Origin of the sequence: Longimicrobium sp., assembly GCF_036387355.1 — a bacterium.
In the GTDB taxonomy this organism is placed as follows: domain Bacteria; phylum Gemmatimonadota; class Gemmatimonadetes; order Longimicrobiales; family Longimicrobiaceae; genus Longimicrobium.
The window spans coordinates 1-12,064 of the sequence record NZ_DASVTX010000262.1; the positions used below are offsets into that span (position 1 = coordinate 1).

The following is a 12,064-nucleotide window of genomic DNA, read 5'->3' on the forward strand; positions in this document are numbered from 1 at the left end:
TGCGGCGCAGGTTCGCAACTTTGCGATACGACGTGGTTTATCGCCCCGAACGCGGGCACTTTCCGGACGATCAGGTTTGACCGTGACTGACATCAGCACTGAAATGGAACGCGAGGGCGGCACCTCGCCGGCGGAATTCACGGAACGCGAGGGGATGGACTTCATCCGCACCCTGATCGCGGAAGACCTGCGCGCGGGGCGGTACTCGCAGATCGTCACCCGTTTTCCGCCGGAGCCGAACGGCTACCTGCACATCGGGCACGCCAAGTCCATCGTCCTGAACTCCGGCATCGCGCGCGAGACGGGCGGGCGCTTCAACCTGCGCTTCGACGACACCAATCCGGAAACGGAGGACGTCAGCTACGCCGAATCCATCGTGGACACGGTGCGGTGGCTGGGCGCGGACTTCGGCGGCACGGTGTACCACGCGGCCGACTACTTCGAGCAGATGTACCGGTTCGCCGAGTACCTGATCCGCCAAGGGCTCGCGTACGTGGACAGCAGCACGGACGAGGAGGTGCGCGAGGCGCGCGGCACGGTCATGGAGCCGGGCCGGCCCACGGCGTTCCGCGACCGCTCCGTGGACGAGAATCTTGACCTTTTCCGCCGCATGCGCGCGGGCGAGTTCCCGGACGGCGCGCACGTGCTGCGCGCGAAGATCGACCTGGCGTCGGTCAACATGCTGCTGCGCGATCCGCTGCTGTACCGCATTCGCCACGCGCACCACTACCGCACGGGCGACAAGTGGTGCATCTACCCGCTGTATGACTACGCGCACCCCATCGAAGACGCCATCGAAGGGATCACGCACTCGCTCTGCACGCTGGAGTTCGAGAACAACCGCGCGGTGTACGACTGGACGGTGGAGCACTGGCAGGACTTCGTGCGCTCCGAGGGCGGCGAGCCGGCGCGGCCGCACCAGTACGAGTTCGCGCGGCTGGCGCTGGACTACACGGTCATGAGCAAGCGCAAGCTGCTGCAGCTCGTGAACGAGGGGCTGGTGAGCGGATGGGACGATCCGCGCCTCCCCACCATCGCGGGGATGCGCCGCCGCGGCGTGACGGCCGAGGCGCTGCGGTCGTTCTGCGAGATGATCGGCGTAGCCAAGGCCAACACGCGCATCGACATCGGCAAGCTGGAGTTCGCCATCCGCGACGACCTGAACCACCGGGCGCCCCGCGTGCTCTGCGTGCTCAAGCCGCTCAAGGTGACGATCACCAACTATCCAGCGGGCGAGACGGAAACGTTTGACGCGCCGCTCTGGCCGCACGACGTGCCGAACCAAGGGTCGCGTCCCCTGCCCTTTTCCGGCACCGTGTACATCGACCGGGATGACTTCGCCGAGAACCCGCCCACGGGCTTCCACCGCCTGTCGCCCGGCGGCGAGGTGCGGCTGCGGTACGCGTACGTGATCCACTGCGACGAGGTGGTGAAGGACGACGCGGGCGAGATCGTGGAGCTGCGCTGTTCGTACGATCCCGCCACGCGCAGCGGCAGCAACCCGGACGGGCGGCAGGTGAAGGGGACGATCCAGTGGGTGTCGGCGGAGCACGGCGTGCCCTGCGAGGTGCGCCTGTACGACCGCCTGTTCACCGCGCCGGATCCCGAGGCGGGCGAGGGCGACTGGAAGCAGAACCTGAACCCGGAGTCGCTGGTGGTCGTCCGCGGCGCCATGGTGGAGCCCAGCGTGCGCGACGATGCGCCCGGGAGCCGCTACCAGTTCGAGCGCGTGGGCTACTTCTGCAGCGACACGGTGGATTCGCGGCCGGACGCGCTGGTGTTCAACCGCACGGTCACGCTGCGCGACGCGTGGAGCAAGCCGGCCCCGGCCGCAGCGCCCAAGGCCGCGCCGAAGCCGAAGAAGGAGCGCGATCCGGCTTCCGCGGATGCACGGCCGAAGGCGAAGGCGCCCGCCGCCCCGGTGGAGCGCACGCCGGAGCTGGAGGCGCTGCGCACCCGTTTTTCGACGGAGCTGGGCCTGTCGGCGGAGGATGCGGACCTGCTGACGCGCGATGCCGCATCGGCGCGGCTGTTCGCTCAGGCGGTGGCGGGCGGTGCGCCGGCCAGGACCACGGCCAACTGGGTGATCAACGAGCTTCCTCGCGCGCTGGACGGGCGCACGCTGGACGGCGCTTCCCTCGAGGGCGCGGCGCTGGGCGAGCTGATCGCGCTGGTGGAGGACGGCACGGTTTCCGTCGCGGGCGGGCGGACGGTGCTGGAGGAACTGCTGCGCGACGGCGGCAGCCCGCGCGAGCTGGTAGAGAAGCTGGGGCTGCGGCAGGTGAGCGACCCCGGTGCGCTGGCCCCCATCGTGGATGCCGTGATCGCCGCGAACGCCGCCAAGGCCGACGAATACCGCGGCGGAAAGACGGGCCTCCTCGGCTTCTTTGTGGGCCAGGTGATGCGCCAGAGCGGCGGCAACGCCAACCCGGAACTGGTCAGCCGCATCGTGCGCGAGCGGCTGGGCGCGTAGTCCGCGGCTCTGCGTATTGAGAATCGGCCGGCGATCCGCGAGAGCGGGTTGCCGGCCGATCATCGTTCGCGAGTCACAGCCCGTGTAGAATCCGGACGCTGCTTACCTATCTCGTCTGTGACCGAGGAACCGAAGTTCACGCGCCGGATCTCACCGCCCGTCGTCAGCAACGTCCCCGATGAGCGCGTTCGCCCACTCCAGAGCCTCGGACTCACGAGCTTCATCCGCAGCCATCGTGGCGTAGGCAGCCGACAAGGTTCTCGGGATCCAGGGGCTGCGTGCGTCCTGCGCGGTGCGCGTTCAGCACTTCGCGGGCAAGCTCCTCGAGCACGTGATGGGAACGCGCGAATGACTCCGCCCATCGGCGCTCGTTCGCGACCACCGCGAGAATGACCGCCGCAAGATCGTCCTGCTCCTGATCGGGAAGATCCATCACCACCCGGATGGCCTCTTCAAGCATGTGCGTCATCGGCTTCTCTCTCGCGGAGCGATGGGATGTCGCACAATCTTCGCATGTTCGGGCGGAACTTGAAGGCGGAAGGCAGGCGAACTGGACTGCTTAGACACAGGCCGGGGCCGTGCAAACGCTGCGCGACCCGGTTCCGAATGATCAAAGACGAACGGCCGGCGACCCTGGCAGGATCGCCGGCCATCATCGGCTCGCGCGGGACAATCAGGTCGTGTGGCAGGCGTTGGAGCAGTAGTAGCAGCCGTTCGCCGTCCTGGGGTACGTCTTCTTCGCTTTCGTCACCGCGCCTTCACACGAGTCGAACTCGCCCAGATACGTGCGATTCTTCTCGGGCATCCACGCGCACCCGGTTTTGTGCACCTCATGGTCGCCGTTTGCCTGCGCCTCGTCGTTCACGTAGTACTTGGAAGCCATTGTAGACCTGGTTCGTTGTGGGAGGGACGGATACGACGCACGACGAGGAGCCGCGTTCGCGAACGCGGCTCCTCGTCGTGGTTCCCCGGATCAGACGCCGTCGACGCGCTTCTTCGGGTCCTCCGAGGCGTCGTACACGTCGGCGGCCGGCGCATCGCGCTTCACCAAGCGGATGCCGGCGATGCAGTCTTCGCGGCGCTTGTAGCCCTCCGCCGAGTCGGCGATCACCTGGTTGTTCCCGGCCAGCAGCTTCCAGCGCCACTCGCCCGCCTTGTCCTTGTTGATGATGAACGTCGCCACGTTGTGCTCCTGCTTGCTTTGAGCGTCGGCTACTCCTGAGTAAGAGCCGTACGCTGTATCCGTCGGGCGCGGAGGTAGGAATTCCCAGAGACCTGCAGTGACCATGACAATCGGGCGAGCAAGGTGGCGGTTCACGGCGATACCACAACGGCCGCCGATCAGGGGATCGGCGGCCGTTGTATCATGTTGTGCTCTGTTGGTCAGATTGGCGTATCTGACAACGCGGGACCTTCGCGCCTGAGTTACACAGTACCGCGAAGCACTCCTACCACGGATTCCACCACGCGTTCTCGTACTGCCGGAGCGAGTAACCCGACCTGTCTGCTGATCAAGACCTCACTCGCCGTAAACAGCTTGCCGGGGCGCGCGTAGCTGACCCGCTCCAGTGAACCCTCGACGAAATCTGCGTGAGTGATCTCCACCGCAAGCGGATCGGAGTACGGATTGCTCGTAATCTGACAGAGCACGTGATCCCCGCGGCCTGCAGCGGCAAGCACGAGCGCGGGACGCAACTTGGAATTCGAGAGGTCGGAAAACGGGAATGGGATGAGTATAACCGCCCCTACTGAAGGTGTGCCCACGCTTGTTCTTCCTCCTCCCGGTTCCAATCAGACAGCGCAGCTTCGCTGAGAAGCGCGTTCGCACTGCCGTCCGGTTCATCCGCAGCCTCGGGCAGCACCGTTACCAGTGCCCGCCGGCTCTCCGGAAGCTCAACGGGCTCAAGCAGCCTTACACTGCCGTCCCGCTCAATCACCGCTTCCACCGTTTGCAGCATCAGGTCCTCCCACACTGTGACGAATGTGCGTAGTCCAGGGACGAAACTAACAGATTGCGATGCAGACGGTACAGCCCACGAATCCTGACGAGACGCGAAGCACGATGAGCGGTACGGAATTCGGTTCGAAGGTGCGCTCCGCGTGAGGTGGCGCGAGGAGTGATGCTCCCGGCGCTCAGGACTGAATGGCCGCGGGGTCTATCCACATCACTTCCCAGATGTGCCCGTCCGGGTCCTGAAAGCTGTGGCCGTACATGAAGCCGTGGTCCTGCGGCTCGTTGGCGGGCGAGCCGCCGGCCGCCAGCGCCCGGCTCACCATCTGCTCCACGTCGGCGCGGCTTTCGGCGGAGAGCGCCACCAGCACCTCCGTCTGCGTGGTGGAATCCACGATCTGCTTCTTTGTGAAATCCGCGAAGCGGTCGTGCACCAGCAGCATCACATAGGCGTCTTCGCTGACGATCATGCACGTGGCGGACGCGTCCGTGAACTGCGGATTGAAGGTGAAGCCGAGCTGGGTGAAGAAGTCGACCGTGCGCTGGAGGTCACGGACGGCCAAGTTGACGAACATCTTGCGTGACGGCATTGATTTGATCTCGACGAAGGCAGAAGGAGCGGAGGCGGGCCGCGTGCCGACCGGCGATGCGCCGGCCCGAGGGCGCGGCCCGGCGGGTCAGTTTGACTTTGCCGGGGGCGGCGCTTTTCGGCTCAGCCGCTCCATGAGGTCGGCCTGGTGCGCCATCGCGAGTTGCCTGCCGATCTCGGCTCCGCGCATCGTAAGGTAGGGCTGTTCCGCCAGCAGGTGCCGCCCGGCCGGAGTACGATAGAACACCAGAATTTCCTGGAGTTCGGCCTCGGTAAAGGTCTCTGCGTACACTCGGGAAAATCCGGCCAGAGCTTCCTCGCTCCCGAAGAGGTCCATGGCCCACTGCTCCACAACGCGAATCGCGGCCTCGGCTTCCGGGCCGGACCCGAACTGGGCGGGGTTCATGGCCGCCCGCAGGCCTGCGAGCCCGGCCTCCCGAAGATTCATGAGCGTGACCAGTTCCCGGCTGAGCGCGATGGCGGCGGGCGTGGGGTTCGCGATGCGGGCTGGTTCTGGCGGGGGATTCTGCGCTTGAACCGCGACGGGTAGGGCAAGGCCGGCACAGACCAGGAGGATTCGGGAGATGCGCATGCGGCCAACGGGGAAACAGGTGAATGTAGAAGCGGCAAGCTGACGCTTTCGCTCGCCGGTCGCAAGCGGCGCGATGCACGTCCGGCCCACCGGCTTCGCGCCCCGCACGGGCGCGCTTTCCCGTTCCGAGCACCCATGCGGGAACAGCCGCGGCGGGCGGAGCGGGAACGGCCACCGCATCGGCGGAACGGGAACCCTGCCGCGCGGAGAAACGTGTGGGTTGCGGGTGCGGCGGCCGCGACGGATACTGAATGCCTCGCCGGCCTCCCCGACCCACCTCCACACCGACACGCCATGCTCATCCCCCGCTACTGGGCCCGCGCCGAGACGCACACCACGACCGGCCTGGGCAAGGCCGTCCATCTGCGCGCCTGGCGCGGCTCGCGCACCAGCCAGGCCGAGGCGCAGGCGGCCGCGGACGAGGCGCTGCAGCGCATGACGGACCGCGTGCGCCGCGGCGAGCCTTTTCCCGAGCGCTACATCTACGGCGACCGCCCGCTGCGCGAGGAGGTGGTGCGCGAGCTTCCGGAGGGCGCGGGCGCGGAAGGGCCGGACGTGGCCATCACCCGCAACGCGTACGGCGCGCTGGTGATGAACGCGGCGCGGGCGTTCTTCATCGACGTGGACATTGCGTCGGAGCCGGATCCGTATCGCGGGCCGGCCACCGCGTCCGGGCCGTCGCCGCTGTGGGGGCTCATCAACGCGCTCCCGGTGCCGCCCGCGCTCCGCTCCATCCTGGAGGGCATCCTGGGGCCGAGCACCGCGGCGGAACCGGCCCCCGCGCCAGCATCGAGCGATCCGACGGCGCCGGCGCTGGGACGGCTGCGGACGTGGATGGCGTCGCATCCGGACTGGCGCGTGCGCGTGTACCGCACGCACGCGGGGCTGCGCTACCTGGTGACGCACGCGGCGTTCAGGCCCGAGGACGCCGAGGTGCAGACGGCCATGGCGGCGGTGGGCGCCGATCCGCAGTACATCAAGCTGTGCCGCGCGCAAAAGAGCTTTCGCGCGCGGCTTACGCCCAAGCCGTGGCGCATCGACGTGCCCAATCCTCCCGTGCGCTTTCCGTACGTGGACGCGGGCGATGAGGCGGCGATGAAGGAGTGGCAGGCCGACTACACGCGCGCCTCGCAGGGCCGCGCGACGTGCAAGTTCCTGCAGGAGCTGGGCGGCGGGAGCGAGCACCCGGACATCACCGCCGTCCGCGAACTGCACGACGACCTCACCCGCGCCACGTCCGGCCTTCCCCTCGCCTGACCTTTGACGATGGACGAACCGAAAGCGCCGGCCCGGAATCCGGGCCGGCGCTTTCGTTCAGCGCGGATGCGCGGCGAGGATCAGCGATGCATGTCGTCCCCGTCTGTCATCCTCAGCGCGCGGCGCCTCCGCCCCGTGGCCTGCACCGTTTATCGCAGCGTCGGAAGATCCCGCCACATGGCCTGCCCGAGGCACCGCGACGCGAGTCCGATCCGGCCCAATCTGCCGTGCAATCCCTTGTCTGCCGCGGGAAGATCCTTCGACTGATCGCCGCAAGTCGAGCGGCTGCGGGTTTCGGCCCAGCGTTGGGATCAGGATGACAAGGCCATTGTGCGATAAGTGTTTGCGTGCGCTGCGCCCGTCATCTCAGGGTTACGAAGTGGGATTCGATGCTGATCGCCACGCGCGTGAAAGACGCCGATGGCGTGCTCCTACGCCGCCGGCTGGCCCAGAAAGCGGTTGACGAGGGTGTCCGCGGTCTGCATCAGCGCCTGGATCTCGTTCGGCTCCAGAATCTTCATGTCGCGCCACAGCAGCAGTTCCGCGCCGTTGCCCTCCGTGCACGACTTGGGATGCGCGTCGTAGAACTCCAGGACCGGAGCCGTGAACGCGGCGCGGATGGCGTCCTCATCCGTTCCGCGCAGCAGGTACGCGTCGGAGAACTGCGGATCGGTGTCGAAGTCGATGTCCTGATATCCAAAAATGCCGCCCAGCCGGTGCAGCGCATGCTCCGGCCGCAACGTGAACGCCGGCAGGTTCAGGCCGGGGCAGCGGACGTGCACCACCGTCTGTGCGTGCGCCGACTGCGTTTTTCCCGCGCCGGTCACGTAGGTGTAGTCGAAGACGCAGACCGTGCGTCCGTCCTTCTGCAGCGACATGAAGTTGCGGATGTCGCGCCCGTGCCCCGCGCTGAACAATTCGAACCGGCGCGCGTCGGGAATGATGCTGACCGGCGGATGAGGCTGAAACGCGAGCCCCAGCCGCTCGGCGACTGCGCTCATGGCTTCTGTGCGCTTCTTTCGCGCCTGATGCGCGTAGAAGACCATGCCGCTGAATCCGGCGATGCCGAAGGCGATCAGCGCAAAGATTCCCATCGTGCCCCGATCGGAGTGGAGGAAGAAGAAACGTGTTGCCCGGCAACCGCTTGCGGCGGACGGCAACAACGCGGGGAGCGCCCTCGGAGTTTCAACCCGCGGCGCGGCCCGGGATGGAGGTTCCGGGATTCTGCGCCGCGCCGAACGCGTCCGCCAGCGCCGACGCCGCGTTCAGCAGCCCGGGGACGGCCTCCGGCTCCGCGGGCCCGGCGCCGCGCCACAGGAAGAGGTCCGCGCCCTGCCCTTCCGCGAACGCCCGGGGCTCGCCCGCCAGGACGGCGCGCACCGCGGGCCCGAACGCGCGCCGCACCGCGTCCTCGTCCGTCCCCTGCAGCAGAAAGTCGCGCGAGAACTCCGGCGCGTCCATCAGATCGATGTCCTGAAAGAATCGTTCTCCCACGCGGTGCACCACGTTCTCCGGCCGCAGCAGAAAGGCGGGGAGGCGCAGCGCGGGATCGTGCACGTGCACGACCGTGTGCCGCCACCGCGCGGACCGGCCGCCGGCGCCGCGCACGAACGAGTAGTCGAACAATTCCACCCGCCGCCCGTCCCGCTCCCCCCGGAGCACGTGGCGCATCTCGCGGTCCTCGCCCTGCGTAAACAGCTCGAAGCGCTGCGTCTCCGGGATGCTGCCCAGCGCGGGGAGCGGCTCAAAGCTCATCCCCAGTTCCTTTGCGAGGCCACGCAGCCGCTCCGCGCGCGAGGGACGGCGGCGTGCGCGGAGCACCGCGACGGCCGTGCCGGCGGAGGCCGCCGCCGAGGCGGCGAGGAGCGCGAGGGTGATGGGCAGCATCGAGCCGGGCGGGATGAGAAGAGGTCGGGCGGGGGGTGAGCACGGCGGACCAGGGCCGCGGATGCCGGAAACGCGCGCCTGGACGTTGGCGCTCCCGCCCGAGGCGGTCGTCCGCGCACGGCGAATCTACCTCGCGCGGGCCGCCGGTTCCAGTCGTACCATGCGGGCGCGATCAGCCGCGGGGCGGCGTGGCCAGCCCGCGGATCTGCAGATCCAGCCCGGCGCGCAGCGACGCCTGCGCCTGGCCGGCGGTAAAGTGCCCGCCCAGCCATCCCACCAGGGAGAGAAAGTACAGCGCGAAGACGTTGGCCGCCGCCTGCCCCAGATCCACCGTGCCGTCCACCTGGCCGGCCACCCGCGCCTCGTCCAGCAGCTGCGCGATGTCGCCCAGAAAGCGGCGGGACAACTCGTGCGCGCGCGCCTCCCACACGCCTCCGGACGAGAACACCTGCTCGCGGACAAAGTGGCGCGCCAGCTCGGGATCGTGCGCGTAGAAGGCGAACAGCGGGGCAAAACACGCCGCCAGCCGCTCCACGACCGGCGACTCCGCCCCGGGAAGCCCCGCCAGGCTCCGTTCCACCACGCCCGACAAGCGGTCGGTGAAGTGCAGAAACAGCAGTTCGCGCTTGTCCGCCACGTACAGAAAGAGCGTGCCCGTTGCCACGTCGGCGCGCTCCGCCAGCTCGCGCATGGTGGTGCCCTCAAACCCGCGCTCCGCGAACAGCGCCGCCGCGGCCTCACGAATGCGCGCCAGCTTGAGCTGCTTGTTGCGCTCCCGCCGCCCCCCCTCACCGTTCACAGGTCAATCTACCCGTGCGAAAGTGAACCGGTTCATTTATGATCATGTTCAGGTAAGCTACCCGCTGCGGCGGGAACCGTCAATCACGGCGCGGCCGGGCCGCGCCCTCGCGGCGAGGTTGTGGCATGCGCACTGGCACGGTGGTCATCATCGGCGGGGGGATCGGCGGGCTTACGGCGGCCATCGCGCTGCGCCGCCGCGGGGTGGACGCGCAGGTATACGAGGCCGCCCCGCAGCTGGAAGCGGTGGGCGCCGGCATCATGGTTCCCGCCAACGCCATGCAGGTGCTGGACCGGCTGGAGGTGGGCGAAGACGTCCGCGCGCGGGGCATGGCCATTCACCGGGGCGACCTGTGCGACGCCCGCGCGGGGCTTCTGCAGCGGATGGACCAGGCCCATGCCGAGCGGCGCTACGGAAGCGGGATTACCGGCATTCACCGCGCCCGGCTGCAGGAGGTTCTCGCCAGCCGCATTCCGGCGCACGCGCTGCACCTGGGCCGGCGCTTCGCCTCGCTGCGGCAGGACGAGAGCGGGGTGACGGTGAGCTTTCAGGACGGCGCCCAGGTGCGCGCCGGGCTGGTGGTGGGCGCGGACGGGGTGCACTCCGGCGTCCGCTCGCACGTGCGGCCTGAGGCGGAACTGCGGTACTCCGGGCAGACGTCGTACCGGGCGGTGGTGGCGCTGGATCTGGGCGGTCAGCCGGCCAACACGGCGGTGGAGGTCTGGGGCGCGGGGTTCCGCTTCGGCTACGCGCCCGTTGCGCCGGGCGAGGTGTACTGGTACGCCACCCGCGACGCGGCGCCGGGCGTGCGCGACGCGCCCGGGCAGGCCAAGGAAGAACTGCGCTCTCTGGCCGCCGGCTTTCCCGCGCCCATCCCCGCCCTGGTGGAAGCGGCCGAGCCGCATCAGCTGATCCGCACGGACATGTTCGACCTGCCGGGGCTGCGGGGATGGCATCGCGGCCGCGTGGTGCTTCTGGGCGACGCGGCGCACGCGACCACGCCCAACCTGGGCCAGGGCGGCGCGCAGGCCATCGAGGACGCATGGGTGCTTGCCGAGCAGCTTGCCGCGACGGATGACGTTCCGGCCGCGCTGCGGGCGTACGAGTCGATGCGGGCGGGCAAGGCGCACCGGGTGATCAACACTTCGTGGCGCATCGGGCGGCTGGCGCACGTCCGCAACCCGCTCGGCCGCGCCCTGCGCAACTGGCTGGTGCGCTGCGCGCCGGCCCGGACGAGCCGCCGCCAGCTGGACTGGATGTACGCACTGGACTACTGAAGCGCGGGCCCCTCCAGGACCGCGCTGACCGGCCGTGGGCGCGTGCGCAGGGCGCGGTCTGCGCGGGCGGTGATCAGGCGCAGGTCGCGCGGCCGCGGCGTGGGCGAGGACGCGCTGCGCGCGGAGATGATGGCGCGCGCGTCCAGCCCGTGGCGGCGCGCCAGGAGCAGGCCCAGCGCGTAGCGGCTCACCGCTTCCGGGCCGGCCAGGTTCCACACGCCAGCGCTCTCGCCCGCGGGGAGCGCGGCGATCTCCCAGATCTGCGCGGCGAGATCCTGCACGGCAATGGGGCAGCGCAGTTCGTCCGTGAACAGCCGCACCGGCTCGCCCCGGCGCAGCGCGTCGGCGATCCACGCGCTGCCGCGGTCCGGCGGTTCCGCGCGGACAATCAGCGACGTGCGGATCACCGCCGCGCCGGGGATGCGGCTCCGGACGTCGCGCTCGGCCATCGCCTTCCATCCGCCGTATTCGTGAACCGGACGCGGCTCCGCGGACTCGTCGTAGGGGGCGGACTCGCCGTCCAGCAGCGCGTCGGTGCTCATGTGGATGAGGCGCGCGCCGGACGCCGCGCACGCGCTCACCACGTTGCGCGTCGCCTGCACGATGTCCTGCTCGCTGGTCATGGAATAGGCCGTGTGGATGACCAGCTCGGGCCGGAACGTGTTCCACAGCTCCGAGACCCGTGCCTCGTCCGCGAGGTCGATCCGGACCTCGGCGGCGCCGGATGCGGGCGTGCCGCGGCGCGTGGCGAGCAGGTCGGCGGATGGGGGCGCCTGGCGGATGAGTTCGGACCCGAGCAGCCCCGCCCCGCCGGTGATCAGGATGCGCAATGGGATGAGGGGTGGGGGGTGGATGGTTCCGGGTTCTCCCGGAGAGTGTGGGGCGGCGGACGGTGTGGCCCTCACCCGGCTCGCTAAAGCTCGCCACCCTCTCCCACGAACGGGTGTGGGAGAGGGGGCACACGCCAACTGCGGCCCTCCCCGTGCAAACTGCGCACGGAGAGGGGAGCGGTTCGGCGAAGGGCCGAGGACGGCGTGCGCCGCCCGGTCCGGTGCGAGTCGGTGCAGGCGGAGGGCGGGGTGCGCATGACACTTCGCCCGGCGGTTGAACCCAGATCCTGCGTGGAAAAAGCGAGCACCGCTTGGAAGTAGTAGAATGAGAGTCACTTCCGCCAAGAAGCAGACCTCATCCGACTTCACCCAAACGGTGCTCACATGCAAGCTATTCCTCGGCGGCCTC

At 69.1% G+C, this 12,064-nt stretch carries 14 protein-coding genes; 3 read left to right on the plus strand and 11 right to left on the minus strand.

What is annotated here, in order from left to right; genetic code table 11:
* Positions 1-103: 103 nt before the first annotated feature.
* Positions 104-2,473: a glutamine--tRNA ligase/YqeY domain fusion protein gene (locus tag VF665_RS11315; protein ID WP_349263124.1), complete on the plus strand. Its 2,370-nt coding sequence runs from the start codon at positions 104-106 to the stop codon at positions 2,471-2,473.
* Positions 2,474-2,693: 220 nt separating this feature from the next.
* On the opposite strand, the gene VF665_RS11320 is transcribed toward VF665_RS11315, so the two are convergent.
* From VF665_RS11320 to VF665_RS11345, 7 genes are all read right to left on the minus strand, one after another.
* A complete protein-coding gene (locus VF665_RS11320) occupies positions 2,694-2,942 on the minus strand; it encodes a hypothetical protein (RefSeq protein WP_331053541.1) in 249 nt (82 codons plus the stop codon).
* Between the two features lie 204 nt (positions 2,943-3,146).
* A complete protein-coding gene (locus VF665_RS11325; protein ID WP_331053542.1) occupies positions 3,147-3,356 on the minus strand; it encodes a hypothetical protein in 210 nt (69 codons plus the stop codon).
* A 90-nt stretch (positions 3,357-3,446) separates the two neighbouring features.
* On the minus strand, positions 3,447-3,656 hold the full coding sequence (locus tag VF665_RS11330) for a YegP family protein (RefSeq protein ID WP_331053543.1): 210 nt from the start codon (positions 3,654-3,656) through the stop codon (positions 3,447-3,449).
* A 242-nt stretch (positions 3,657-3,898) separates the two neighbouring features.
* The gene (locus VF665_RS25905) at positions 3,899-4,237 is read right to left on the minus strand and encodes a type II toxin-antitoxin system PemK/MazF family toxin (RefSeq protein WP_349263123.1); all 339 of its coding nucleotides are present in this window, start codon (positions 4,235-4,237) and stop codon (positions 3,899-3,901) included.
* Positions 4,219-4,431, minus strand: a complete 213-nt coding sequence (locus VF665_RS11335; RefSeq protein WP_331053544.1) for a hypothetical protein — start codon at positions 4,429-4,431, stop codon at positions 4,219-4,221. Before VF665_RS11335 ends, VF665_RS25905 begins: the two co-directional genes overlap by 19 nt.
* Positions 4,432-4,606: 175 nt before the next feature.
* Complete coding sequence (locus VF665_RS11340; RefSeq protein ID WP_331053545.1) at positions 4,607-5,014, minus strand: VOC family protein; 408 nt, start codon at positions 5,012-5,014, stop codon at positions 4,607-4,609.
* 87 nt (positions 5,015-5,101) lie between these two features.
* Entirely contained in the window at positions 5,102-5,605 is a 504-nt protein-coding gene (locus VF665_RS11345; RefSeq protein WP_331053546.1) for a DUF2059 domain-containing protein, read from the minus strand.
* Between the two features lie 294 nt (positions 5,606-5,899).
* On the opposite strand from VF665_RS11345, the gene VF665_RS11350 reads away from it, so the two are divergent.
* Positions 5,900-6,862 (plus strand): hypothetical protein, encoded by a 963-nt coding sequence (locus VF665_RS11350; protein WP_331053547.1) that lies wholly within the window; start codon positions 5,900-5,902, stop codon positions 6,860-6,862.
* A gap of 431 nt (positions 6,863-7,293) precedes the next feature.
* Here VF665_RS11350 and VF665_RS11355 read toward each other — a convergent pair whose 3' ends face one another.
* From VF665_RS11355 to VF665_RS11365, 3 genes are all read right to left on the minus strand, one after another.
* Positions 7,294-7,956 carry a hypothetical protein gene (locus VF665_RS11355; RefSeq protein WP_331053548.1) on the minus strand — a complete coding sequence of 221 codons (663 nt, stop codon included), beginning with the start codon at positions 7,954-7,956 and terminating at the stop codon, positions 7,294-7,296.
* A gap of 91 nt (positions 7,957-8,047) precedes the next feature.
* Positions 8,048-8,749 carry a hypothetical protein gene (locus tag VF665_RS11360; RefSeq protein ID WP_331053549.1) on the minus strand — a complete coding sequence of 234 codons (702 nt, stop codon included), beginning with the start codon at positions 8,747-8,749 and terminating at the stop codon, positions 8,048-8,050.
* Between the two features lie 172 nt (positions 8,750-8,921).
* Positions 8,922-9,548: a TetR/AcrR family transcriptional regulator gene (locus VF665_RS11365; protein ID WP_331053550.1), complete on the minus strand. Its 627-nt coding sequence runs from the start codon at positions 9,546-9,548 to the stop codon at positions 8,922-8,924.
* A gap of 125 nt (positions 9,549-9,673) precedes the next feature.
* Between VF665_RS11365 and VF665_RS11370 the strand changes: the two genes are divergently transcribed.
* Positions 9,674-10,825, plus strand: a complete 1,152-nt coding sequence (locus VF665_RS11370; protein WP_331053551.1) for an FAD-dependent monooxygenase — start codon at positions 9,674-9,676, stop codon at positions 10,823-10,825.
* On the opposite strand, the gene VF665_RS11375 is transcribed toward VF665_RS11370, so the two are convergent.
* Positions 10,819-11,655, minus strand: coding sequence for an SDR family oxidoreductase (locus VF665_RS11375; protein WP_331053552.1), 837 nt, complete (start codon positions 11,653-11,655; stop codon positions 10,819-10,821). The two genes, VF665_RS11370 and VF665_RS11375, sit on opposite strands and share 7 nt — an antisense overlap.
* Positions 11,656-12,064: the final 409 nt, after the last annotated feature.